The sequence below is a fragment of the Paenibacillus faecis genome (assembly GCF_008084145.1).
In the GTDB taxonomy this organism is placed as follows: domain Bacteria; phylum Bacillota; class Bacilli; order Paenibacillales; family Paenibacillaceae; genus Fontibacillus; species Fontibacillus faecis.
This window is the reverse complement of sequence record NZ_VSDO01000006.1, coordinates 12,513-36,596: the sequence shown is the minus strand read 5'-3', so window position 1 is coordinate 36,596 and position 24,084 is coordinate 12,513. Positions and strand designations below refer to the sequence as shown.

The window sequence follows — 24,084 nt, the reverse complement described above, 5'->3', positions numbered from 1 at the left end:
TTCGCCTTGTTAGCCTTCCCCCTATTCGGATTTTCATGCGATAACTACAAGGAGAAACGTGCCGGGATCCAGGATCCCTCCGCTTTGCACCACTCGGTTATAGGCGAGCCTGAGGTTCTCTCCTTCGAACATTCGCTCTAGCAAGTCGTTCTTTGCTTCGCGAGAGGAAGGGCGATATGTGCCGGTGGATAGCTCGGTGCTTCAGCATACCCTGACGGCTTCACCATTTCTCTTTGCTGGCAGCTCCCTTCCGGGATTTTTGACTGTCTTTGCTCTTCACTCGAACGAATCGGTTTCCTCTCTCCTTTCGGCTTACGCCCTTCCGCTTTCCGGCGTCTCGTACTTACTGCTGACTACTGTAGGTTCAGCGCAACCTCTCGGTTGCTATTGGTAGGCCTGCCACTCCGGTATCCCCAGCTTCCGTAGGTTTTGTACCTTTGTCCACGGTTTCTTCCACTGCTTCCAGATGTACATGCGAAGGCGTCTTCTTAGCCACTCGTTCCAGCTTTGCAGAATTCGTTTCATGTCCGCTTCATAGAAATACCTGACCCAGCCGCGTATACTCCGCCGACCGTTCCCTTGCCCATTGCTTGCGGCTTGCCTGCCCTGTTACGAACAAACGTCTTCATTTCTCCGATTAAGTTAGCATCATTGATTTTCCCTACTCCTTCACGGAGCCTTCAATTAGAGCATCAACTAGACCCGTTTGCCGTGGATCCAATAATACCGACCGTACCGGCTTCTTTAGAAAGAGCAGCAAACAAGGATCCCAGGTGCTTTTTCTTGCGATTCTCCGGCCAGAATGCCAATTCTGAGGCGTGTAGATAATGAATGGTCTCAGAACGAGCCAATACTTTATTTTCTGCCGATTGAACCGTGATCTTTGATTTAAGGGCGGGCTCTTTTTGCGCTCACTGTCCTTCAAGGCTGGATTTTCAAACGTGAGACGTCGGCTGTTATTCCGCTTGCGCATTGGTTTAATTTGCTCGGGAATGTAGTCATAATAAAGCCGGAACATGTCATAAAGGTTTTCCGATGCGCTTGAGTCCTGAGCAACAATAAAGGCGTTCTTTGCTTCTTGAAATGAAAGGCTTTATTTTACAAGAGTTTAAGCCTGTTTCGTTTGTAACGTTACACGCTTCTTTTTCAATACACAATTAGGCTCAGGAAAATTTTCCTGAGCCAACTTAATTTTAGATTATAACATGGTCAAAGGATGACCACGTTTTCCCTTATCTTCATCATTCCGTTGCGGTTTTCCTCGCCCGCTCGGACTGCAGAATCAATTCGTTTTTCATTAGTCTAAAAAAGTTGTATAAATGCTGTCTGGCACATTTGGACTCTTATTAGCATTATTCCTCATTACGCACATAGCTGCTTCGCCTGCCATGTAGGAAGTATAGACTCCGGTTGGATGCCTGTAACCTTGTCGGTGAAGCCATGCATGAAATAAAGATCCAAAAAGAGTCTGATTGGGAAGATCTGTTCGATTTAATACTCTTGGATTAATTGTAACACTCAAAGAGACGGTGTCTGGTCTAGTACCATTAACGGCTTTTACAGTGAAATTTGGTATTGTCGAACTCGGCACCTGATACCTTATAAGAGCTCTTGGAGCTCGGTTAAATCCGTTGGCTACTATTTGTTGGGTTAACCCACCCATCATCACATTCGCTGCTCCTGCCCCATTTGCTATTCTCCCAGTAAACCAAACAGGACTAAGATTGAATCTAGCATATTTGTTTGCACAGATTTGAAAACTCGATCTTGCACCCGATGATCTCTGAGTATAGTGCGTATTCCAAAAAGCAAGAACTCCCGAAATCATTATTTGAATTCTATATCTTTGAGCAGTTGAAAATCTGTTGTCAATTCCAAACCTCATTGTACTGGGCAATGTAACGCCTGCTGGAGCTGAAGGAACAGGAATTGTAACTAAAGTGTATGATTGGGTTATCCTCGCTCGTTTTTGAAGATTATTCTTGACCATGTATTTTACCAAACTCCCTTCCCAAGACGGTAATTTTCTATCCCATCCTCCTGAATATCCTTATCTTATGCCTTCGTCTGTAGTAGTGTTAGGATAGTTACCTATCACTCTTAATATATGTCCTTTTGTAGAGCGATAATTATCACCATAAATGGGGGCTAGGAGATCGCGGTTGGTCCCTTTTGAGTTGAATAGTTTTTTATATGCGGTGCAAACAAAAAAAGGGCTGTGTATTAACGCTGCCCCTTCTGCCCTTTTATATACTTCAGCTTGTATCCGAAAAGGTGTGCGAAACACCTCCTGTTTAGCCATATGCACAAGAGAAAAAGCACCCTATACGGGTGCTTACGCTCCTCTTCGATGAGGCGCTCGCCAGGAGCCATTCAAACAACATCAGGTTATTAAGGGGTTGATATAGTTCCTTGAATCCAATTTTTGTACCATGCCTCCCTCGCCCGTCTATAAGAACAATACAATTCCCAACAACAGCTAGTTGGACCCGCTTCCACTTGAGGATCGTAGCACAATTGAATGCAAATTTGCCCAGGTTTAGGATTAGCTTCACATTCTCTCCACTTATTATACAAATCATTAACGTCCCCTTCTTCAGTGGGCACACCTTCACAATCACAATCAGCGGTTAAATTTACAGGATAATAAAAATAACCTGTATTAACAGGATAATGATAATAAGGGTAGTACATCACACAAACTCTGTCAGGGTAATATTGGTAGTAATACATCCCCGATACACTCCTCTTTTGGGTTTATTGCCTATTTTATGCAATAACCACCCAAGATGCGAGTCGAGGTGTGATCACCTCACTCCCCTCCGGTTAATCAAACTGAAAAGAAAAAGCCGCTTATGGAGCGACTTAATCAACACTGCCGTTATTCATTCATAAGAAGTGGAGTATCCGAAAAAAAATATATTGAATATTTCTCGACTATATCTCATAAAAATTGCCGCTCCCGAAGGAACGGCTATGGAGGAATAGGTTATGATACCATGGTTGGGTTAGTTAGAGTGTAACGCTTATAAACTACACTTTTGCTACGTATTTTAAGGACATTTGATCGGCGGTCGGTCTCATACACGCTATCAGCCCGTTTGCCGACTCTCTAAATCGATCCAAAACCTATTCCCTTTCGTAGCGGTTCTCATCTTCAACTTCATCACTAATCTGGAATACTCCTCTACAAGTTCAATAATCCGTTTCATTGCATTTTTATAGAGCAAATCGTCTTCCAACCAACTACCTCCCCTTTCTGAACATAATAAGTGCCTACACTTCTATATCCGTATAGTGGCTAGCCCATCAATTCCTTTACTTCTCTCTCGGCTTAAAGATATGATAGACCCTAGAAACTCATACTCTGGGACTAAAGGAGAGAGGTCAGAATGAAGAAAAATCAACTGGGGAATTCCGATTTGATCGTTAGCGAGATCGGCCTTGGCTGCATGTCCTTGGGAACGGACGAAGGCAAAGCGGTATCGCTGATTCATGAAGCTTTGGACCGGGGGGTCAACCTGCTTGACACCTCCGATTTATATGACAGCGGCCGGAACGAAGAACTGGTCGGCAAAGCGATCCGGGGGCGCCGCGATCGGGTGATCCTCGCCACCAAGGCGGGAAACCGCCGCATTCCCGGACAGGAAGGCTGGGTTTGGGATCCCTCCAAAGCGTATATTTTATCCGCGGTCAAGGACAGTCTTCGCAGACTTGGGACGGACTATATCGACTTGTATCAGCTGCATGGTGGGACGATCGACGACCCGATCGACGATACGATCGAAGCGTTCGAACAACTCAAACAGGAAGGCCTGATCCGGGAATATGGCATTTCCTCCATTCGTCCCAACGTCATTCGGGAATATGTATCGCGCTCTTCCATCGTCAGTGTTATGAACCCGATCAGCATCGTCGATCGCAGGGCCGAAGAGACCGTTCTTCCTCTCCTGCGCGAAAAAGGGATCAGCGCGATCGCGAGAGGCCCGCTGGCGAGCGGAGCTTTGGCTGCGGGTCGGGAACCCGTCAAGGGCGTGCCGGACTATGAGTTGTCCGAACTGCAGGAGCTGCGCTCCCGGCTGAAGCAACTGGAGACACCGGGCCGGAATTTGACGCAGTTGGCGATTCGCTTCACCCTCTCCCAGCCCGCCGTAGCGACCGCGGTTCCGGGGGCGAGCTCCCGCGAGCAGTTGCTGCAGAACCTCGCCGCCGCGGACATCCCGGAGCTGAATGAGGAGGAACTGGGGCTGATCCGGCAATGGAGCAAACCAAACTTGTACCGGCAGCATCGGTGATCAGTCCGCATAAACAGACTTTGTAAAGCTCGTATAGCGCCCGCTGGATTGCCATGAGCGGGCGTTTATTTTAAGGAACCGCACAGGATGTTCCCTTTAGAAACTTTCGGGTATTCGGTAATTATTGCGGAAAAGGGTTTATAATTCACCCTTCTCCAACTTCTCAATCAAGGTGGAAATCTTAGTACCACGAAGCGGTCGCTTTTGATATTTAGGCTTACAATCCTCCGCAAGCGCCTCTGTAAAGATAATATTGGCTCGCAGAGCCTCGAATGAATAGCCCCTACCCAAACGGTTAATAACACGGAAAAGGCTGTTCAGAGACTCCGTATAATCGTTAGCAATACGGTGGTCGAAGTAAGCGAATATCTCCTCCTCCCAATTCATCATGGCTTCTATAAGAGGCACAAAAGCGGATTGGAGTTCCTTCGGTATTTTGGCTTTCCAATCGTTATATTTAATGAATGCCATTTGTCTTGAATCGCCATCCCAAATATCGAAGAACGATTCCTTCAAGCTATACGCAATACCGAGAATGGGGTAATTCTTCGTCCATAGATCAAGTGTTATTTTATCCGTCTCTGTAAGCTCATTATGGCGTTTCAGAAGGATAAGTCGATCGTGCATGAGCCCACGCCGCTCCGTTGCCGATAAATCCTCTCTTAGCTGTTTATGTATGTTCTCTAACACTTGGTTCGCCAAACGGACAACATGGAACTTATCGACGATTATAGTAGCTTTTGGAAATACAGCCTTCACAGCGTCTTTATACGGTTTCCACATATCCATCGTGAAATACTGTATTCGCCCTTTGTTCGGAAGGCTTGAGAGAAATTCAACAACCGTTTCCTTATTGCGATTAGGCAGAATGTCCAGTAATGTTCGTCCTTCAATGTTGGTTAATACACAACGAGGCTTGATAATATGAATTTTCTCTATGCCAAGCCAATTGGGTGTCACAAACCGAAATGTTTCCTCGAGGTAGTTAATGTAATCGCGAAAGATGTTTCGGATCGTCTTTTCGTTAAGCCCTACGTCTTCTGCAATACTGACGAATGTACGTTTAAGGCTCTGCTTCTCCACGTAGGACAACAATCGTTTTGTACAGTTCCGCCTTTCGTCAATGGTGTGGTCCAAGCGTTCCCAAAAGGTTTGAGTGCAAACACGACAACGATACCTCTGACGCTTTACGAGAAGTTCTACACGCTTACCGTGAATAGGTAAGTCCAAACAAACATGTTCCCTGTTACCGTGCTTGTAGAGGTTCGCTTGACATCCACAATGGGGGCAAGCTAAAGGTGGAGAGTTCGTCACCACTTGTATTAGAAAATCATATTCATGCTCACGAATACTTAGGATGTTGAATTTGGGAAGATTTAGAATATCCATCATTCGAACTTCTTCTATGCATTTATGATGCATAATCTTTTTTTGTTTTAACGTGATTAGTCAAAATGCCACTTGCTATAAATGAGCACAAGGAACCGGCAAAGCATATAGCCGCAAATATACCTACGGCAGAAAAACCGTTAAATGTCGCATAAACCAAGCCGGCGAACCAAGAGCCGAGCGCTGTCGCGGCGTACATTATCGAGTTGGCCAAGCTAGAGATCGTGCCACGAATTGTCGGATCTAGTGAATTCAGCATTCCCATAATGAGCGGAAATACGATGCCCATGGTTGCGAATATGAAAAAGTATACCCCTTCGAATAACGCAACCGATGGAAGGTGAGATAAAGCAATAAAACATGCAATAGAGACGAGAATGCTCACAACCATCGTATTGAAACGATTCAATATTTTGATCACATATGGACCGCTAAAGCTTCCCACTATATTCCCTAGGCCAAGAAAAAACATGACGTACCCCACTTGATCAACCGAAAGGTGAAAGCGGTCCGTCATCCATCTTCCAATGAAAGAAAAGGCAGCAAAAAATCCACATTGAAATAAGAAATGAGCCAGAAAAGATCTTCTCGCGATGCGGCTTGTCAATAGCGGGACGTATCTTTTAAATATCGGAAGCCTGGTTCTTGGGTCTTGTTTCGGTTTCATTTCGGGCAAAGCATACAGGATAAAAATAGCCACCAACAACGAGCATGCACCGATTGTAAAAAAAGGATAAGACCAGTGGTTTACAGCAAGCAGTCCTCCAATCGGTATGCCGAACGCTTGGGAAGCAGCCAGGCCTGCCATTACGATTCCTGATACTTTGGCGGTCTTTGCCGCAGGGAACAGTGCGGGAATAGAAGCCCAGACTTGCGGCGCTGTGAATGCTGCGCTGACTCCGGCTAAAAAACGGAATAAAAACATCGTCCAAAATCCTGTCGCAAAGCCACATAAAATGGTTGACACCGAGAAACAAACCATACCTAAAAACATTACTTTTTTACGATTCCATCCATCGGAAAGCGGTCCGGCTAACAGAGCGAATATGGCATATCCCAGCGCATAGGCCCCGACCATCCAACCGGCATATTCAGTCGGGATATCAAACAATTTCTGAAGAGTGGGGATGAGCGGAGAAATCAAAAATGTATCCGTACCGATAACAAACATGATGAGAAAAAGTAAGATTGTTAACTTAATCATGTGATTCATCTTCTCCTATCGTTCCTAGTTTTGTTGTAAAAAAACTTTTGAACTAATGAAGAAAAAAAAGGATTTCTTTTCTACAACGTATCAAGAAATCCCGGCAAGTAAGAGTCAAAGGTCTCCATGTCGATACTTGTATACTTCGTTTGGGCTTCCTTTCGCACTTTAATCAATTTCGCCTCCCTTAAAGTCCGCAAATGATACGAAGTATTCGACTTGGAAGTATTGCAAATGTCCCCAACTTCTCCGCAATTCATCTCCTTCCTGTTGGCGTATAGAACTCGTATGATTTCTAATCTTGTTTCATCAGCTAGTGCTTGAAACATTTTGACTCTTTGCTCATTATTCAGTGATTTTTGAGTAATCATAAAACCATTGTACTAAGAATTTGCTACGATTCAAGTCTTTTTCAAAAAACCACCAAATTCTCCGATTTATAAGCAATTCTAAAAACAACAAAGCACATCCGCTTCAAACTTCGAGTCGGATGTGCTTTTCACTTCTCGCTTATCGCTTATCGCCAACTACTCGCTTTTTTCCTGTTATTGAAATCCTCGATCAGGGGCAGCACCGATTCACTTCGGATCGGTTTGCTTACATACGCATCCATTCCCGCTTCCAGACATCTCTCTTTATCCCCTCTTAAAGCATTCGCGGTGACAGCCACGATAAAGGGGCATTCGTTCTCCGGCAGTGTTTCCTTGATCTGCCTTGTCGCCTCAAATCCATTGAGCTTAGGCATATGGACATCCATAAATACAATATCGTAATGGGCGCGCTTTACGGCCTCCACCGCGTCCTTGCCGTTAACCACATTGTCGACATGGTGGCCTTTTTTCTCGATCATTTTCCGGAGAACCAATTGATTCACTTCGTTATCCTCAGCGATCAGGATTCGTAATGAATCGGTTCGCGCCCTCTCATACTCGTGTTGATAGATACTGATTTCCTCGGAAGTCTTGGTTTTGAGCCAGACTGTAAATACAAAGGTCGTTCCCGGTTCCTTGTTCTCTTCAATCCAGATGTCCCCGTGCATCAATTGGACCAATTTTTTGCTGATGGCAAGCCCCAGCCCCGTCCCTTGCGGTTTCCGGGTCATAAAATTATCCAACTGATAGAATGGTTGAAACAGATGTTCCCGTTTTTCCACAGGAATGCCGATTCCCGTATCCTTCACCCTGAATCGGAAGCAGGCGTCAAACTCCTTAACCTCTTCCAGACGGACGTCGATGTCAATACGCCCTTCCGAAGTGAACTTTACGGCGTTTCCGATCACATTCGTCAAAACCTGTTTCAACCGGTAAGCATCCCCGAACAGGGGAGTCGGAATTTTGTCATCCAGCGTTAAGCCGACTTTCAGCTTTTTTTCGCGAATCCCCGGCTTTACCATATCGATGGTTTCGTGCACCACGGACTTCAGATCAAATGGACCGTCAATGAGGTCCGTCTTCCCGGATTCGATCTTGGAAAAATCGAGGATATCGTTAATGATGGCAAGCAGCGATTCTCCGCTCTTCTTGATAATTTCAATATACTCCTTCTGTTCGCCGCTGAGCCCTTCGGTCTCCAAAAGCAAGTCGGTCATACCGATGACTCCGTTCATAGGCGTACGGATTTCGTGGCTCATCATCGCCAAAAATTCACTTTTGGCCTGACTCATGCGCTCGGCGGTCTCCTTCGCGATGAGAAGCTTTTTCTGTTCGGTGATATCCTTGGCAATCAGGTAGAAGCCGACATTTTTGTTATTGATGATAATCGGGGCCAACGTGGCCAGCACTTCCGTTTCATGTCCGCCCACATGCAGGATTTTATCGATTTCCTTTTCCGCCAGTTCATATTGCCCTTGCTCGATATGCCGATAGTTATCCTCACCGATAAAGCGGGCGATCGGGGTCCCTGCCATTTCAGACACCGGGCATCCGGTCATCTCGATCGCGACGGGGTTGGCGTTCATGATGTTCCCCTTCATATTGAAAGAAATGATCGCATCATGGTTGTATTTCTTGAGCGATGTATAACGTTCAACGGATTCCTGGAGTTTAAATTCAACCAGCTTCCGTTCCGTTATGTCCTGTAAAGTCCCGTTGATCCGAATGGGCCGGTCGTCTTCGTCAAACGACATAATTCCGCGTAAATGCAAGTGTTTCTCGTTACCATCCGCGTTTACATAACGGTATTCGAAATCCAGTGGTTCCCCTTTTATAGCCCATTCGATATGTTCCCTGAGCCGCTTACCGTCGGCCGGGTCGATGAATTTGAAAATATCGCCCGATCGCAATGGCCCCCGGCTGCGCTCAAGTTCGAAGATTTCGAAAATTTGATCGGAACACGAAATGTAGTCGTTGAGGATATCCCATTCCCAACTGCCGATGGAAGCGATCCGTTCGGCCTCCGCGCTGATTTCTTCATGCTTTTTCCGTTCCGAAATGTCGCGGCCGATCGCCAGAATTTTTTGGTTTTGTCCGGCCTCGCCAATCATTTTACAGGTCGTTTCAATCCAGAGGTAATGTCCGTCTTTGTGGCGCAATCTAAGCCGGAGAAGGCTGCCGTTCGTGAAATTGATATGCTTGATCCGTTCCAGATCCTGAGGATGAAAAAATTCGAAATTGGTCTTCCCTAAAACGTCATCCGGCGATATTCCGAGCAGTTGTTGGACGGAAGGCGAACAGAATTGGCACTTGCCATCCGTAGAGGCGATGTAGATGATCTCTTGGGCGTGGGTTGAGATCAGATTAAAAATTTCTTCCTTGTAAGCCATCTTCTGCTCGATGGCCTTGCGGTCGGAAATATTAACGACATGGCAAATAAAATAAAGCGGTTCGTTCGTCGGTTCATCCCGAACGAGGGCGACGTGCAAGGAGATCCAGAGAGTCTGACCATCCTTCCGGACATAACGCTTTTCATATTGATATCCTTTGGATTTCCCTTCCAGCAATCCGCAAACATAATCAAAGTCGCCCGCCAAATCGTCAGGATGGGTAATGTCCTGATAAGTCCTCGTCAGAAGTTCTTCGCTCGTATACCCAAGCATTTGACAGAAAGCGGGATTCGCTTTCGTCCATTGCCCTTCAGGAGAAGCAAGCGCAATCCCAATGGGTGCCTGTGTATAAATTTGTTCGAACAGCTCATGATGATCGACCCTTTGAACCTGCATCAGACGCTCTCCTTTTGCTTATCAGCTCAAATTATAAACAGGGATGAGCCAAGCCAAATCGAGATTTGAGCTTAGCTCTCCTGGTTATGTTTTATTCGTTTAAACGACTCACTCTCTGGTTTATACCCAATTATTCGACAGATGAATCTAAAATTTTAAATAAATTTATTGCGGAACTGGATTCACTATCTCTTTCAGATAGTTCATCAAATCCTCCCTGAGCTCCTCATTTTTAAGGGCATAGTGGATCGTGGTTTGGATAAAACCGAATTTTTCACCCACATCGTGACGGTTGCCGTCAAAGTGGTAGGCGATTAGATCCTGCTCGGCGCCAAGCTTTGCCAAAGCGTCGGTCAATTGGATTTCGCCGCCAACTCCCGCGGGGAGTTCTCCCAAAATATCAAATATTTCGGGCGTCAGGATATAGCGTCCCAGAATCGCCAAATTGGACGGAGCTTCTTCCCGTTTAGGCTTTTCCACGAATCGCCGCGCCTTGAATACGCGTTCGGAGAGTTGCTCCCCGTCGACCAGACCGTACCGGGAAACCTGTTCCCAAGGAACCGGTTGAACCCCCACGATCGAAGTTTCATATTGTTCGTAAATGTCCAGCATTTGCTTCAGACAAGGTATATCCGACTCCACAATATCATCGCCCAGCATCACGGCGAACGGTTCGTTGCCCACGAATTTGCGGGCGCACCAGATCGCATGACCCAAACCGCGCGGCTCCCCCTGACGGATATAATGAATATCCGCCATTTCCGAGGAACGCCGAACCTGGTTCAGCAGCTCCCATTTTTTCTTTTCCGCCAAGTTGTATTCCAGCTCAAAGGAGTTGTCGAAATGATCCTCGATCGCCCGTTTGCTCTTTCCGGTTACGATGATAATGTCCTCAATCCCCGAGGCGACCGCTTCTTCCACAATATATTGAATGGTCGGCTTATCGACGATCGGCAGCATTTCTTTGGGCATGGCTTTGGTGGCGGGCAAAAATCGCGTTCCCATCCCGGCTGCTGGAATAATGGCTTTACGGATCTTCATCTCTCTTCCTCCTATACAAAATGTCTATAATTACTGTACTCCACCATTTTCCGGAGCAATACGCGCATCTCTTTAGGGGACTTCAGACGATAAGCGGCATGCGTATTCCCGGATCCGATTTTGATGGAGTAAGCCTCCTCGGGCAGGGCCGCAAACAAATCCTCATCCGTATGATCGTCCCCCACGCCGAGAATGAAATCATACTTGTCGTTTCGGGTCAAAAGATGCACGCCGTGTCCTTTGTTCACTCTGGCATCCTTAACTTCCAGCACCTTGTTCCCTTCAAGAACACCGAGGCTCATCGATTGCGTAATGGAAATCAGCGCCTCCCGGAGTTCGTCCCGTTTCTGCGCGATCGTATCCGGTTCGCACTGCCGATAATGCCAAGCAAGCGAGTAATCCTTCTCCTCGATCAAGGATCCCGGCATCCGGTCGGTATACATCTCAAGAATGTGGCGAATCGGTTCTTTCCACGCATCGTCCACATTGATCGTCTTCACCCAGGAATCACCCGGCTTCCGGAACCACAGGCCGTGCGAGGCGATGATATAGACATTCAGATCCCCGAGCCACTTTTCTATGATATGCCGGTCTCTGCCTGTAATGATGACTACTTTATTTGCCGTATCTTTGCTTAATTCGGTCAACAGGCGTTTCAATTCTTCATCCGGTTTCGCTTGATCCGGCGTCGCTTTAAAGCCGACTAACGTGCCGTCGTAGTCGAGGAACAGCAGACGATGCTCGGCACTTTGGTAAGCTTCTTCCAAGGGAGAATCCCCCGTCAGTTGGAGTAGGGGCTTGCTCGGCTTCGCATCTTGCTCCGCGCTGCTAAGCGCATGGATAAACTCGTCCGCCCAAAAACGCACATGGTATCGCGAAATGCGGTGGTGCATCCGCCGGTTCCGTTCCATGATCTCCGCTTCCGGCATATCCAAGGCGGCCTTGATCCCTCTGGCGATGGCCCCGTGGTCATTGGCGTTCACGATGACGGCTTCCCCCAGCTCACTGGCGGCGCCGGCGGTCTCGCTCATGACGAGCATACCTTTAAAGTCATGTCGCGCGGCGATGTACTCCTTGGCGACCAGGTTCATTCCGTCCCGCAGTGGGGTCACCAGCAAGACGTCGCTGTGGCGATAGAACGCGATCAGATCCTCCTGGCTGAAGGTGCGGAAGAAGAACCAGACGGGCATCCAATTTACGGTGCCAAACCGCCCGTTCACTTCGCTGACCAGCGTTTCGATTTCCCGTTTAAGGCGGTCGTACGTTTCCACTTCAACCCGCGAAGGAGCCACGATCAGGTTCAAGCGGACCCGCTCGTGATATTCGGGATAATCCTCCAGAAACCGTTTAAAGGCGCGGATACGATCCGGGATTCCCTTTGTGTAATCCAGCCGGTCGATCGAGACGATATTTCGGATCTCCTGGGTGCTTTCGATGAACGCCTCCAATTCTGCCGAAACCTGCTCGGTGCGATGCTTATTGAAATAATCATAATCGATCCCCATCGGAAACGCGTCGACTCGAACGGTATGGGTTTCGCAATTTAATTTGTAAAGATTATGCTCGATGCCCAAGATCCGCCGCACACTGCTGACAAAATGGCGTACATAGTCATAGGTGTGGAAACCGATCAGATTCGCGCCCAGCAGACCCTGCAATATCTCCTCCCGCCAGATCAAGAGTCTGAATATTTCAAAAGACGGGAACGGAATATGCAGGAAAAAGCCGATCCGGGCTTCCGGATACTTCTCCCGAATCATTTGAGGCAGCAGCATGAGTTGGTAATCGTGGATCCAAATCGTATCTTGGTCCCCTATGACCGGGATAAGAGCTTCAAAAAATTTTTCATTAACCCGTTTATAAGCCTCCCAGGTTTCCTGACTGTACTGCGTATGGCCCGTGAAATAGTGAAATAAAGGCCAAATCGTTTCGTTACAAAAGCCGTGATAGTACTGATCGATCTCCCGCTCCGACAAAAAGACCGGTAGACACTGGTACTTCTTCCGCAGCTCTTTCCCGATCGTCTGCCGATCTTCCTCCACAAGCGCATCGCTTGCGATCCCCGGCCAGCCTGCCCAAAGGCTGCCTCCTTGCTGATGGTAACTCTTCAAGCCGGTGGCCAGACCCCCGATGCTCTCGTTATAAATCAACCCGGTTTCCTGTTTTTTTACGGTAACAGGCAATCGGTTGGATACAAAGATGATTTTGCTCAACGAACTCGCCCTCCTTTACTTGGATCACGAACACCTGTTTCCGGTGAACCATTCGGTAATACATTTACCCTTTTCTTTCAAAAGAGACGCAGGCCTCCTCCCGGTTAATAACTAAAAAAGCGAGCCTCATTAAGGATTTAATCCTTAATGAGGCTCGCGTTTTATAGTCCGCTGCTGTCGCTGGTTTCGTAACCGTAGTCGATCGTTTCCGTCGTACCGTCATCGTATTCCAGAATAAATTTGTCGATTCGAATCGTATGTAAGGCGCCCTGATATGTAAACAGATCGAATAACAGCATCTTATCGCCGGGTTTTACCGGACCCACGTATTTCAGCTTAAATGTGCTGTCACCCGTCATTTGATCGTGAGACGGATCGCCCACAGGGTTGAATGTGCTGATTTCGGCGGTGTAGTAATTGATGGTTTTCCCCGTCAGGTTATCCCCTTCCCACGTCAGCTTGACGCCATCGGCACTGTTGATGCTGTAATTGAACGTAATCGGCTCCCCGATCTCTCCCCCGGTTACCACTGTGGCGGATTTGCCTTTCTCTTGCGCGGCGTCGGTCGGGTTTTGATCGCCCTCCGTCGAACCGGAATCCGGATCGGATACCCCCGCATTTGTTCCGGTTTGCTTCGCCTCTGTGTTCTTGTCGCCTTTTCCGTTGGCATCCGCCGCGTTAACCGTTGCTCCCTCCACGGCCGGCGGCCCGAACCCGTTCTTCTGAAGGGCTGGAGCCGCATAAACCCCGGCCAGAAAGGAGATCATCATCGCCATTATAATACTTAGAATCATATTAAATTTCTTCATGCTGCCTCTCCTTGCTAGTCAATTGGTAATACTACCACATTAACACAAGGACCATAGACCTAACAATAATATTTTTTAGGGCGTTGAGCCCAATGAATAATGGATCTTTTTGTCTATGCAACTTTTTCCATAGTTTGAACGTTTATTGCTTTGTGAGATTTTTATTGTTAGTACAGGAGGATATTACACATGCAAAAAAAATGGAGAACCATCGCACTTACCACCACAATTACCTCTCTTCTGCTCTCTAGCGCCCCCTTATATGCCGCCGAAACTCCGACCGGGACCGATTATCAGCAGAGCATTTCGGCCGTTGAGCTGGATCAAGACGTCACTTTGCGGCTAACGAGTGCTCTAAACAAAGTCGCACCGGGACAACAAATTCAGTTCACGGGTGTCGATAAGAACATCGAATCAATGTGGCAAATCAACGGGACCTTGACCGGTAAATCGGATGCGGAGTTTATTCAGCAATATAACCCGACAAAAGGACGGGTTGAATCCACCACCATTTACTACAAAGCGGAGGGGCTGAAGCAAGTTCTGGACCCCGCGTTACAGACCGGCGTCTCCTCTTTTTTGAAAACTTTCGATACCGGAAATGTCTTCAAGCCCGAGGCGTTATGGCGGGTTTACTTCCCATACCAGGACAACGAACCCCGCAATTATTGGGTGATCTGGGGGACTAACCAGAGCCTGGAAATCGATCTGGATCGTAACAACCAAATCACGGCAAAGATTTCAACCCCGATCAGCAGCGCTAATTCGAAATTCACGAACCAGGCGAACCGGGCACTAAAATCCCTGGGGATCACAAAGACGATCGCCTTTGAATACGCGGTCAAGTATAAACAAGGGGAAAAAGAGTTTACGTGGATTTATCGTGACGACAATGACCTGAATCGGGTTGTGATCGGGGCGAAAACAGGGAAAACCTGGGCTGTTGTCAATGAATTCGGCAAGGATTGGGCCGATGACAAGGACTTTGCGCGGTCCTTCGCCAAACCGAAGCTCTCCAAGAACCAGGCGATCGCGGCGGTCAAGACGAAAGCGTCCAGCCTGTTTGGTTTGAATCTGAAGGGGTATAGCGTCACCATTAAGAACAATGAATATACGTTTACCAAGAAAGGCGCCCCTACGCTTCTCGGCAAAATCAATAAAAAGGGGAAATTCTATTCGTTGGAGCTTATCCCTGCTAATGGCATAAAGTCCTAATTGTTTCTTCTCTAAAAACAAGGAAGCTTCGACATCGCCGTCGAAGCTTCCTATTTTTTGGCCAAAATCTCCTCTTTATTATATCAGCCGTTTATATACCCTTTTCACCATCTCCGTTGTCAGCCAACTCCCTGTTCCGGCCAGAAAAGCGTTATGCATTAGAAGCAGCCAAGCTTTGTAAAACAAAGTGCCTAGACCGAATTCGATCAGGATAAAATCCCGGACCGCCGACGCTTCCATCACATAAACGCGAAACTCCCCATCCGCTGTTGCCGCCTTCACCATTCCCACCCCGCTATTATCTTTTTCATAGCTATATGCCGGACACAACATGTCTAAGAAGGTGGAATTTCCGTTATAGTCTCACGGATTCGTTTAGTGGAACAAGCCGGCCAGCCCGGCGATCAGGACGATAATCGCAAAAATCATCCGGTAGTATACGAATACCTTCATCGGTTTCTTTTGCAGATACGAAATAAACTTGCTGATGACGGCGAGCGCGACGAGAAACGAAACGACAAAGCCGACGCCGAGCGAAATCAGTTCGGTCGAAGTCATCGATGAAAATCCACCGATCTTCATGATTTTCAGGAAACTCATTCCCACCATGACCGGAATCGCCAGGAAGAACGAAAACTCCGCCGCCGCCACCGTGGTCAAGCCCGCTACCCAGCCGCCGATGATGGTCGAAGCCGAGCGCGACATGCCCGGAATAATGGCGAGGCATTGGAAAGCGCCGATGATCAGCGCTTGTTTGACCGTGACGTTCAACTCGTCGCCTCCGCCGCCCAGCCCGTTGTTGCGGAATTTTTTCTCCGCGTAAAGCATCCACAGCCCGCCGAAAAACAGTGTGAACGCCACGATAAATGGCGTAAACAGATGCTCATCCGACCAGTCGTTCAGCAGGACGCCGAACACGCCTCCCGGAATACAGGCGATCGCCAGCATCAGCCAAAAGCGGAATCCCGACTTTTCAAAACCGACCTTCTGCGGGAAGAAATTGACCAGCGTATCCTTGATTTTGCCCCAATACAGGACGATGACCGCCAATATCGCTCCCAGTTGAATAACGTACGTATACATCTCCACATAAGACGGGGTCGTCCCTTTGAAGCCCAGCAAGTTTTCAAAGATGACCAGATGGCCCGTGGAAGAGACCGGCAGGAATTCGGTAACTCCCTCCACGATCCCCAAAATAATCGATTTCAGGATTGAAAAAATGGTTTCCATAGCTTTGAGATCTCCTTTTTCCATTTAGCGGTCACATATTTTACGCAATTCCTTACAACGACTCCTTAATTACCCGCTTATAGAACAGCACCGACAAAATGCCGAAGATGCTGTAAAGCAATGTATAGAGGAGCATGACCAGGAACATCGGCGTCCATAGTTCGGTTCCGAAGAAGAACCAGCCGGATTGGACGGCAAAATAACTGTGCGATAGCCCAACCACGAGCGGAATGCCGAAGCTGAATATCTGCTTGATCTTAATACCGCGCAGCAGATTGCCTTGCGTAAACCCGAGTTTGCGCAAGATCGTATAACTCGGCTTCTCCTCTTCGCCCTCCCCCATTTGCTTGAAATACAAAATGCAGCCGGAGGTAATGAGGAAAGTTAGACCGAGAAAAGCCACGATAAACATGATGAGCCCCATGCTGCTTTTTTGATCGGCAATGCTGTTCAATCGGGAAATATAGCCATTTTTTTCGTCAACCCTCAACTCATTGTAGAGATCATTCGCCTGTTCCAGCCTGCTTTGATCGGTGATATCGATTCCCATGTATACGCTGGGCATTCTTTGCAGGTCCGGCACCTTCTCTTTGTCCAGCCGCTCGAACACCGTATGGTTCACGACGAGCGTCGGAACCCCCTTGGAAAAATACAAAGAAACCACCGATTCTTTATTCAATCCCTTGACATGCAAAGGAAACGATTGCGTCCGTCCCTTCAGCTCCAAATCCCCCGTGGACTGGATTCCCATAAACTGCTTCATGGCATCGCTGGAGCCGGTTAACAAGGCTTCTCCGGGCAAAAGCTCCGCCCCTGCGACCGATTTCTCATCGACGATGGGCAAAGACATGATCCCGTTTGACCCTTCCGCCACGCTAACCCCGACTAACCGGGAAACATCGGCATCCATCACAATCACATCCCGGCGAATCACCGTGTAATCGATGCCTTCTTTCTGCAGAGCCGCGGTAAACGCCGTTATATCCTTTTCCTCCAACAGCGTAAAATGATTCGGCGCCGTTTGCCTGGACGACTCTTCCGCCGAATAGTAGGAGATATAGCTGAGCGACAACAACCCGATGGCCAATGCGGACACCGTTGTGATAATTGTGAGCAGCAGAGCGTTCGATTTCATCCGGAACATGATGGACGAGAGCGAGAGCACTTCATTGAGCGACAAATAACCGCCTTTGCTTTTGCGGATCAGGTTGAAAACAAAGCTTACCGATCCTTTATAGAAGAGATAAGTTCCCACAATCACCGAGCCCAGGATCAGAAGCATCGCCATAAATAACTTGTTCATCTGGTCATAAGCGCCACTAAACAGCTTAGTGGACACATAATAGCCGAACAAAATAAGCGAAATTCCCAAAAAACCGATGATCACTTGCGATAATGTCATTCTGCGGACCGTATTTTCGGTCGTGGAAACGACACGGAACAAGGAAAGTATGCTCTGCCGTCTGATAAACAAATAATTCATCAGCATAATCAACAAATAGATCGCCGCGAAGACAATGACAGTCTGCACTAAAGCTTGTACCGAAAAATTCAGCGACGCTTGGGCATCCACGCCGATGATCTTGAACAGAATCATCAATAACAGCCTGGAAGAGGCAAAGCCGAGGAAAATACCGATCAACATCGAACCGAAATAGAGAATCAAATTTTCGCTGCTCAGGATGCGGAATATTTTTCCTTTCGTCAAGCCGATCAACTGGAACAAGCCGATTTCTTTCCCCCGCCGCTTGATAAAAATATTGTTCGCATAGAGCAAGAATACGGCGACGATCACGACGAGAAGAACCGAGGCGGCGGCAAGTCCGGCCGCGCCTTTAACGGAGCCTTTAATCTCCTCCATGGCCGGATCATACTGCAGCGTAACGAACGCGAAATATAAAGCCACGCTGAAAATTAAGGCGAATACGTACAAATAGTAGTTTTTCAGGTTTTTCTTTAAATTGCGAAAAATCAGGTAGTTGATGTTCATCCCTGAACACCGCCCAATACGCCCTGCGTCTTCATAATGTCGTTGAAGAAGGCTTGCCGCGTTTCCTCACCTTTATTGAGCTGCGTATAGATTTGTCCGTCCTTGATAAAAACAACCCGGCCGCAATAGCTCGCCGCCACCGGATCATGGGTCACCATGATGATCGTGGCCTCCATCTTGCGGTTTAACTCGCTCAGCTTGTTCAGCAGATCGGAGGCTGATTTGGAGTCCAGTGCTCCCGTCGGTTCGTCCGCGAAAATAATGCTAGGCTCGTGAATAAAGGCCCGCGCCGCCGAAGTCCGCTGTTTTTGACCGCCGGAGATCTCGTTCGGATACTTGTCTTTCAGTTCGTAAATCCCCAGCTCCGTGGCCACCTCGCGGAATTTATGGTCCGCTTCCTTCCGGGAGACTTGTTTGATCGATAATGGAAGGAGTACGTTTTCCTTTACGGTCAACGTGTCGAGCAGATTGTACTCCTGAAATATAAAACCCAGATGATGTTTTCGGAATTCGGCCAAATCCTTTTCTTTCAGGCCTGTGAATTCTTTGCCTTCGATTTTGATGCTGCCGAGGCTGACCTTGTCGATCGAAGACAACACGTTCAGCAGGGTGGTTTTCCCCGATCCCGAGGCGCCCATAATGCTGACGAACTCGCCCTTCTCCACGCTTAAATCGATGCCTTTCAGCACTTCCTGCTTATTGAATTTATTTCCGTAGCTTTTATAAATTTTACTGGCTTCCAAAATTGCCATTTCCACCACTCCTTCAGTTCATGCTCTAATCATAAGCGAGAGGCCCGGCTCTTTCCTTCGATTCGACGAACAAAGCAGAAAAGCATGTGACAATGTTGTCACATGCCTCGCTACAGCTGACTCAAACTTACGAATTCATTGCTCTTCGGAAAAACGAGCGAGAAGGTGGCTCCCTCTCCCTGTCTGGACTCCACTTCAATCCGGATGGACAACGCTTCCGCGGACTTTTTCGCCAAATAGAGTCCCATACCGGTTGCAGCGGTGTCCTTGTGCATCGTCGTCGACGTAAAGCCCTTATCAAAAATACGCGGCATGTCCTTCGGATCAATCCCGCGGCCGTGATCGCGAATCCGCAGCCGGACCCGCCCCTCCTCTTCCTCGCTTTCAATCACGATGTCGGAAGAAGCGCTGCTGTATTTCACGGCGTTCGTCAGAAGCTGCCTGAGGATAAAGCCCAGCCACTTCTCGTCCGTCAGCACTTCCTCCGCCGCGAGGGACACATCGAAGCCGATCCCTTTTTGCAGGCACCAGGATCTGAGCGCTTTGATTTCCTTGTGAATGACGGCTTCCAAGGTGGTCCGCTCGATATACACGTCATTTTTCATAAAAGGAATCCGCTTCTGGTGGAGCTGCTGATCCAGCAAAAGATGAATGCGCAGCCACTCGTACATCAGCTGGGATTTGAGCGCTTCGTCATCCATCCGGTCGATGATCAACTGCAGGGTGGTCAGCGGCGTTTTCACTTCGTGGATCCAGGAAAGGAGGTCGTCCTTCTCCCTTTCCAGCTCGACAAGGTGCTGCGAGGATTCCTTTTTGAACCGCTCGGTTTGCAGCGTCAGCCGGTCCAGCGCGATCGTTTCGAACGGGCTCTCCGGGGGAGCGATGGAGGAAAGATCATAGGTATCCTCCCAGGAATCGAGAGTCTTATAGAACTTCGTTTCTTTGGTATAACGGACCAGAAGGAAGCCCGTGAATATCAACAGCGATAAAAACGCGATATACACCATCGGCAGAAACGGGATCGTATTGTCCAAATAAGCGACAAACAACAGCAGCCCTTGGAGGAACAGCACGAGCAAAATCCAGCTTAGCCGCTCCCGTATGTATTTACCGATCATAATGAGCCGGCCTCTTCCGTCGCCATGTAGCCCTGCCCCACCTTGGTTTCGATGTAAGCATCCAGCCCGAGGGTCTCCAGCTTCTTCCGCAGGCGGTTGACGTTGACCGTTAAGGTATTGTCGCTGACAAAATGCTCGTTATCCCAAAGACTGCGGATCAATTCCTCCCGGCTGACGATTTGATTCTTCCGCTCGATCAGCATTTTTAAAATGAACATCTCGTTCTTCGTCAACTCCACGGAACCCTTTTCGTCGGCAACCGTATTCTTCACGTATTCCACGGTCGCCCCGCGCCACGTTCTTAACTCTACGCGCTCCGTATTATAGTTATAAACCCGCCGCAGGGTGGCCTGAATTTTGGCGACCAGCACTTCAAAATGGAACGGCTTCTGGATAAAATCATCGGCACCGAGCTGCATGGACATGACCATATCCGTCGGGTGATCGCGGGAGGACAGAAAGATGATCGGCACATTGGAGTGGGCGCGAATCATCCGGCACCAATGGAACCCGTCGAATTTAGGCAATTGAATGTCGATGATGACCAAATCCGGCCGGATCTCCGTAAACTCCTGAAGCACGCGGCTAAAGTCCTCCACGCCGTATACCTGATAAGACCATTGCTGCAAACGGTCCTTTACCTCTTGAAAAAGAGTCATATCATCTTCAATTAGCATAACCTTAAACACTGAAGTCACCACGCTTTATCATCTGCATCATTACCCAGTGTATAGCAAATCAGCGAGATACGCCATCCTTCCGGTTATAGCGCGCATTCTTCAACCTCGAATCCAAGGTCTTCGATCATTTGGTGATCGAGGGTTATCTCTTGCCCGGAGGTTGTTAAATAGTCACCCACAAAAATCGAGTTTGCCGCATACAGCGCCAGCGGCTGCAGCGTCCGAAGCGTCAGCTCGCGTCCGCCCGCCACCCGGATTTCCTTGGACGGACAAACGAAACGGAACAAGGCGAGCGTCTTTAATGCTTTGGCGGCGGGCGTCCGCTCGGCCCGAGCCAGCGGGGTTCCGGGAATCGGATTGAGGAAATTGACCGGGATCGAATCCGCGTCAAGCTCGCGCAGCGCGTAAGCCATTTCGACGATTTCCCGATCGGACTCGCCCATCCCGATGATGACCCCGGAACAAGGCGACATTCCCTGTGCCTTGGCCTTCTCAACCGTCTCTACCCGCTGCTCGTACGTATGCGTCGTCGTAATGGAGCCGTAGTTCGACCGGCTTGTATTCAAATTATGGTTATATCGGTGAACCCCCGCCTCCGCTAGCCTTCGGGCCTGCTCCTCACCAAGGAGCCCCAGGCAGGCGCAGATTTTTAGCGGCATCGTTTCGCGAATCTCCTTCACCGCCTCGATCACCTGTCCCAACTCCCGTTCCGTCGGCCCCCTTCCGGCCGCTACGATGCAGTAAGTTCCGGCCTTTCTGGCCATCGCTTCCCTGGCCCCGGCCAAGAGGGTCTCCTTATCCAGCATCGTATATTTGGGAACGGGAGCTTTTGAAATGACCGACTGCGAACAGTAACCGCAGTCCTCGGGACATAATCCGCTTTTCGCGTTGATGATCATATTCAGCTTCACTTTATTGCCGTAATAATGCCTCCTCACCTGGTAGGCCGCCTCCAGGATGCTCAAGATCTGATCATCCGCCGCCGCAAGTACGCTCAGGCCCTCCTCAATCGTCAAAAGCCCGCCGTTCAGCGCTTTTTCCGTAAACGCCTTCCAATCCCGCCGATGGTGCATCAACCGTTTCTCCCCTTCTAGTGGATATTTTAGTTAGCTTGCGTTAATTGTCAACCAAAATAATAAACCTTAAGTTGACAATTAGTCCACTAAAATTTTTCGTTACGACCGAGAAACGGAGCGGCAGGCAAACGGATGACATACAAAAAAGACCATCCCTCATGATGATTCCGGATGATCCATTCAGTAAAGCTATTGCAACTTTTTATTTTTTGTATTCGCGCCGGCTTGTTCGATTTCCGCAAAGACCGAGATTTCTTTGGAATTCGAGCCGCCCTGTGACCCTGCCGTCGCGTTTGCCCCGGAAAAATACTGATCCAGCAACTCTTTCAATTGCTTTAAGGTAACGGGAGCGGCATCCTCAAGAAGTTCATAGCCAAGCTGCCCGTTCGGTTCGATCGTCGCTGTTTTGACGTCGCTGTGCCGCCGAATCCCCGCTTGACGCAAATTGATTTCAAGTTGATCTACGGTCATTCTTATCTTTTTCAAGGCCTGCGGCTGGATTTCTCCATCCTTAATCACGATATAGGCTTTATTCTGCATGACCCGTTCGAAGAAATTCCATCTCAGTTGCAGTCCCTCCAAAAGGATCAACAACACGACGAATACGGTGGCGGCCAAGAGCGCAAGCCACACACTCCTTTCGGCAATCGGCTGAACGATGACCGTCCCGATGGAAATCATAATGACTGTGGTCGGAATTGTCATTTGGGAAATGGATTTACGGCCCGCAAACCGCAGCAGCACCATTCCGCCTAGAATCACGACCACCGATTTCCAGACTTCATTCCAAATCGCTACCCCATTCATGAAAATCCCTCATTCCGTAGGATGCTCATAGCATGTTGATTTTCTAAGCATCTTATTCGCTGCAATCCGGTGAATGCAAAAACTAGGGTTGTTATTTGTAAACATTACTATTAAAATGAATCCATAATCTTCCTCACTCTATCTGAAGCGTACTATTAAAAGGAGTTATATCTTCATGCTTTCATTCTCTTTACCCTATGAGGACCTGCTTACTTTCCGCACGATGTTCATCAGTATTTTTCTTGAGGCGCTGCCGTTTATTTTGTTGGGGGTGGTCTTTTCCGCCTTGCTGCAGGTTTTCGTCTCCGAACAGAGGATTGCGCGAATGATTCCCAAGAACCCGGTGTTGGGCGTCCTTGCGGCATGTTTATTCGGGATTCTTTTTCCAATCTGCGAATGCGGCATGATTCCCGTCATCCGGCGTCTCATCGCCAAAGGCATGCCTGTGTACATAGCCACTGTCTTTATATTAAGCGGACCGATCCTAAACCCGATCGTCTTTTTCGCCACGTACACCGCTTTCCGGAGTCGTCCCGAAATTTGGGCTTCCCGCATGGGACTGGCTTTGATTATCGCCTTCAGCATCGGATTGATCATCTATCGAGTCGTCCGGTATCCGCCTCTGCGGATTCGGGCGGAACATCTTTACGCTCAGGAAAACAGCGGACAGGGAACTCCTCATTCCGGCGGGAGAACGGCCAAACTTACCGGCTTTTTCAACCATATGAGCCAGGAATTTTTCGAGATGAGCAAATATTTGCTGCTTGGCGCATGCATTACGGCCCTCATTCATACGTTCGTGAATACCGCCCGATTGTCGGCCTACGGCCAAGGGCCGTTATCATCCCACTTTCTGATGGCGGGCTTCGCTTATGTGTTGTCGATTTGTTCCAACTCGGACGCGTTTGTCGCTTCCTCCTTCGTCAATGTATTTTCCGCGGGTTCGCTCATTACGTTTCTGGTGCTGGGGCCGATGCTGGATTTAAAAAGCACGCTTATGCTGCTGTCTGTATTTAAAACGAGGTTTGTTATTACTTTGGGAGCTTTGATCGTCGTGCTGGTGCTGGTCTTCAGCGTCGGTCTGGATCATCTGCTGCTCCGGTAGGAG

Annotated in this window: 21 protein-coding genes; 3 read left to right on the top strand and 18 right to left on the bottom strand. The window is 48.4% G+C overall.

The genetic code is table 11. The features are described 5' to 3' along the window. Positions 1 to 384 precede the first annotated feature (384 nt). The 3 genes from FRY98_RS25370 to FRY98_RS25360 form a co-directional block, all read right to left on the bottom strand. On the bottom strand, positions 385 to 561 hold the full coding sequence (locus FRY98_RS25370) for a group II intron maturase-specific domain-containing protein (RefSeq protein WP_225040870.1): 177 nt from the start codon (positions 559 to 561) through the stop codon (positions 385 to 387). Between the two features lie 736 nt (positions 562 to 1,297). Then, a complete protein-coding gene (locus FRY98_RS25365) occupies positions 1,298 to 1,990 on the bottom strand; it encodes a hypothetical protein (protein WP_225040869.1) in 693 nt (230 codons plus the stop codon). 401 nt (positions 1,991 to 2,391) lie between these two features. Continuing rightward, on the bottom strand, positions 2,392 to 2,733 hold the full coding sequence (locus tag FRY98_RS25360) for a hypothetical protein (RefSeq protein WP_148457477.1): 342 nt from the start codon (positions 2,731 to 2,733) through the stop codon (positions 2,392 to 2,394). Positions 2,734 to 3,392: 659 nt separating this feature from the next. Here FRY98_RS25360 and FRY98_RS25355 point away from each other — a divergent pair. Further along, entirely contained in the window at positions 3,393 to 4,295 is a 903-nt protein-coding gene (locus tag FRY98_RS25355; RefSeq protein ID WP_148457475.1) for an aldo/keto reductase, read from the top strand. A gap of 138 nt (positions 4,296 to 4,433) precedes the next feature. On the opposite strand, the gene FRY98_RS25350 is transcribed toward FRY98_RS25355, so the two are convergent. The 7 genes from FRY98_RS25350 to FRY98_RS25320 form a co-directional block, all read right to left on the bottom strand. Further along, a complete protein-coding gene (locus FRY98_RS25350) occupies positions 4,434 to 5,684 on the bottom strand; it encodes an ISL3 family transposase (RefSeq protein WP_148457963.1) in 1,251 nt (416 codons plus the stop codon). Between the two features lie 22 nt (positions 5,685 to 5,706). Then, positions 5,707 to 6,888: an MFS transporter gene (locus FRY98_RS25345; RefSeq protein ID WP_148457473.1), complete on the bottom strand. Its 1,182-nt coding sequence runs from the start codon at positions 6,886 to 6,888 to the stop codon at positions 5,707 to 5,709. Between the two features lie 80 nt (positions 6,889 to 6,968). Continuing rightward, entirely contained in the window at positions 6,969 to 7,217 is a 249-nt protein-coding gene (locus FRY98_RS25340; RefSeq protein ID WP_420819713.1) for an ArsR/SmtB family transcription factor, read from the bottom strand. Between the two features lie 188 nt (positions 7,218 to 7,405). After that, positions 7,406 to 10,045: a PAS domain S-box protein gene (locus FRY98_RS25335; protein ID WP_148457469.1), complete on the bottom strand. Its 2,640-nt coding sequence runs from the start codon at positions 10,043 to 10,045 to the stop codon at positions 7,406 to 7,408. A gap of 165 nt (positions 10,046 to 10,210) precedes the next feature. Beyond that, entirely contained in the window at positions 10,211 to 11,086 is an 876-nt protein-coding gene (gene galU, locus FRY98_RS25330; protein WP_148457467.1) for a UTP--glucose-1-phosphate uridylyltransferase GalU, read from the bottom strand. Between the two features lie 11 nt (positions 11,087 to 11,097). Next, complete coding sequence (locus FRY98_RS25325) at positions 11,098 to 13,299, bottom strand: bifunctional alpha,alpha-trehalose-phosphate synthase (UDP-forming)/trehalose-phosphatase (protein ID WP_148457465.1); 2,202 nt, start codon at positions 13,297 to 13,299, stop codon at positions 11,098 to 11,100. Positions 13,300 to 13,460: 161 nt separating this feature from the next. After that, positions 13,461 to 14,108, bottom strand: coding sequence for a hypothetical protein (locus tag FRY98_RS25320; RefSeq protein WP_148457463.1), 648 nt, complete (start codon positions 14,106 to 14,108; stop codon positions 13,461 to 13,463). A 189-nt stretch (positions 14,109 to 14,297) separates the two neighbouring features. On the opposite strand from FRY98_RS25320, the gene FRY98_RS25315 reads away from it, so the two are divergent. Further along, positions 14,298 to 15,323, top strand: a complete 1,026-nt coding sequence (locus FRY98_RS25315; protein WP_148457461.1) for a hypothetical protein — start codon at positions 14,298 to 14,300, stop codon at positions 15,321 to 15,323. Positions 15,324 to 15,401: 78 nt separating this feature from the next. On the opposite strand, the gene FRY98_RS25310 is transcribed toward FRY98_RS25315, so the two are convergent. The 8 genes from FRY98_RS25310 to FRY98_RS25275 all read right to left on the bottom strand — a co-directional run bounded on the left by FRY98_RS25310 (position 15,402) and on the right by FRY98_RS25275 (position 22,976). After that, positions 15,402 to 15,608, bottom strand: coding sequence for a hypothetical protein (locus FRY98_RS25310; protein WP_211373367.1), 207 nt, complete (start codon positions 15,606 to 15,608; stop codon positions 15,402 to 15,404). Between the two features lie 90 nt (positions 15,609 to 15,698). Beyond that, a complete protein-coding gene (locus FRY98_RS25305; protein ID WP_148457458.1) occupies positions 15,699 to 16,553 on the bottom strand; it encodes an undecaprenyl-diphosphate phosphatase in 855 nt (284 codons plus the stop codon). A gap of 52 nt (positions 16,554 to 16,605) precedes the next feature. Continuing rightward, entirely contained in the window at positions 16,606 to 18,543 is a 1,938-nt protein-coding gene (locus FRY98_RS25300) for an ABC transporter permease (protein ID WP_148457456.1), read from the bottom strand. After that, positions 18,540 to 19,295: an ABC transporter ATP-binding protein gene (locus FRY98_RS25295; RefSeq protein ID WP_148457454.1), complete on the bottom strand. Its 756-nt coding sequence runs from the start codon at positions 19,293 to 19,295 to the stop codon at positions 18,540 to 18,542. Before FRY98_RS25295 ends, FRY98_RS25300 begins: the two co-directional genes overlap by 4 nt. A gap of 110 nt (positions 19,296 to 19,405) precedes the next feature. Beyond that, positions 19,406 to 20,413 (bottom strand): sensor histidine kinase, encoded by a 1,008-nt coding sequence (locus tag FRY98_RS25290; RefSeq protein ID WP_148457452.1) that lies wholly within the window; start codon positions 20,411 to 20,413, stop codon positions 19,406 to 19,408. Beyond that, positions 20,410 to 21,102, bottom strand: coding sequence for a response regulator transcription factor (locus FRY98_RS25285; RefSeq protein WP_148457450.1), 693 nt, complete (start codon positions 21,100 to 21,102; stop codon positions 20,410 to 20,412). Before FRY98_RS25285 ends, FRY98_RS25290 begins: the two co-directional genes overlap by 4 nt. Positions 21,103 to 21,176: 74 nt before the next feature. Beyond that, positions 21,177 to 22,166, bottom strand: coding sequence for a biotin synthase BioB (gene bioB / locus FRY98_RS25280; protein WP_148457448.1), 990 nt, complete (start codon positions 22,164 to 22,166; stop codon positions 21,177 to 21,179). Between the two features lie 192 nt (positions 22,167 to 22,358). Next, positions 22,359 to 22,976, bottom strand: a complete 618-nt coding sequence (locus FRY98_RS25275; RefSeq protein ID WP_148457446.1) for a DUF421 domain-containing protein — start codon at positions 22,974 to 22,976, stop codon at positions 22,359 to 22,361. A 175-nt stretch (positions 22,977 to 23,151) separates the two neighbouring features. Here FRY98_RS25275 and FRY98_RS25270 point away from each other — a divergent pair, with 175 nt between their 5' ends. Next, the gene (locus FRY98_RS25270; protein ID WP_148457444.1) at positions 23,152 to 24,081 is read left to right on the top strand and encodes a permease; all 930 of its coding nucleotides are present in this window, start codon (positions 23,152 to 23,154) and stop codon (positions 24,079 to 24,081) included. Positions 24,082 to 24,084: the final 3 nt, after the last annotated feature.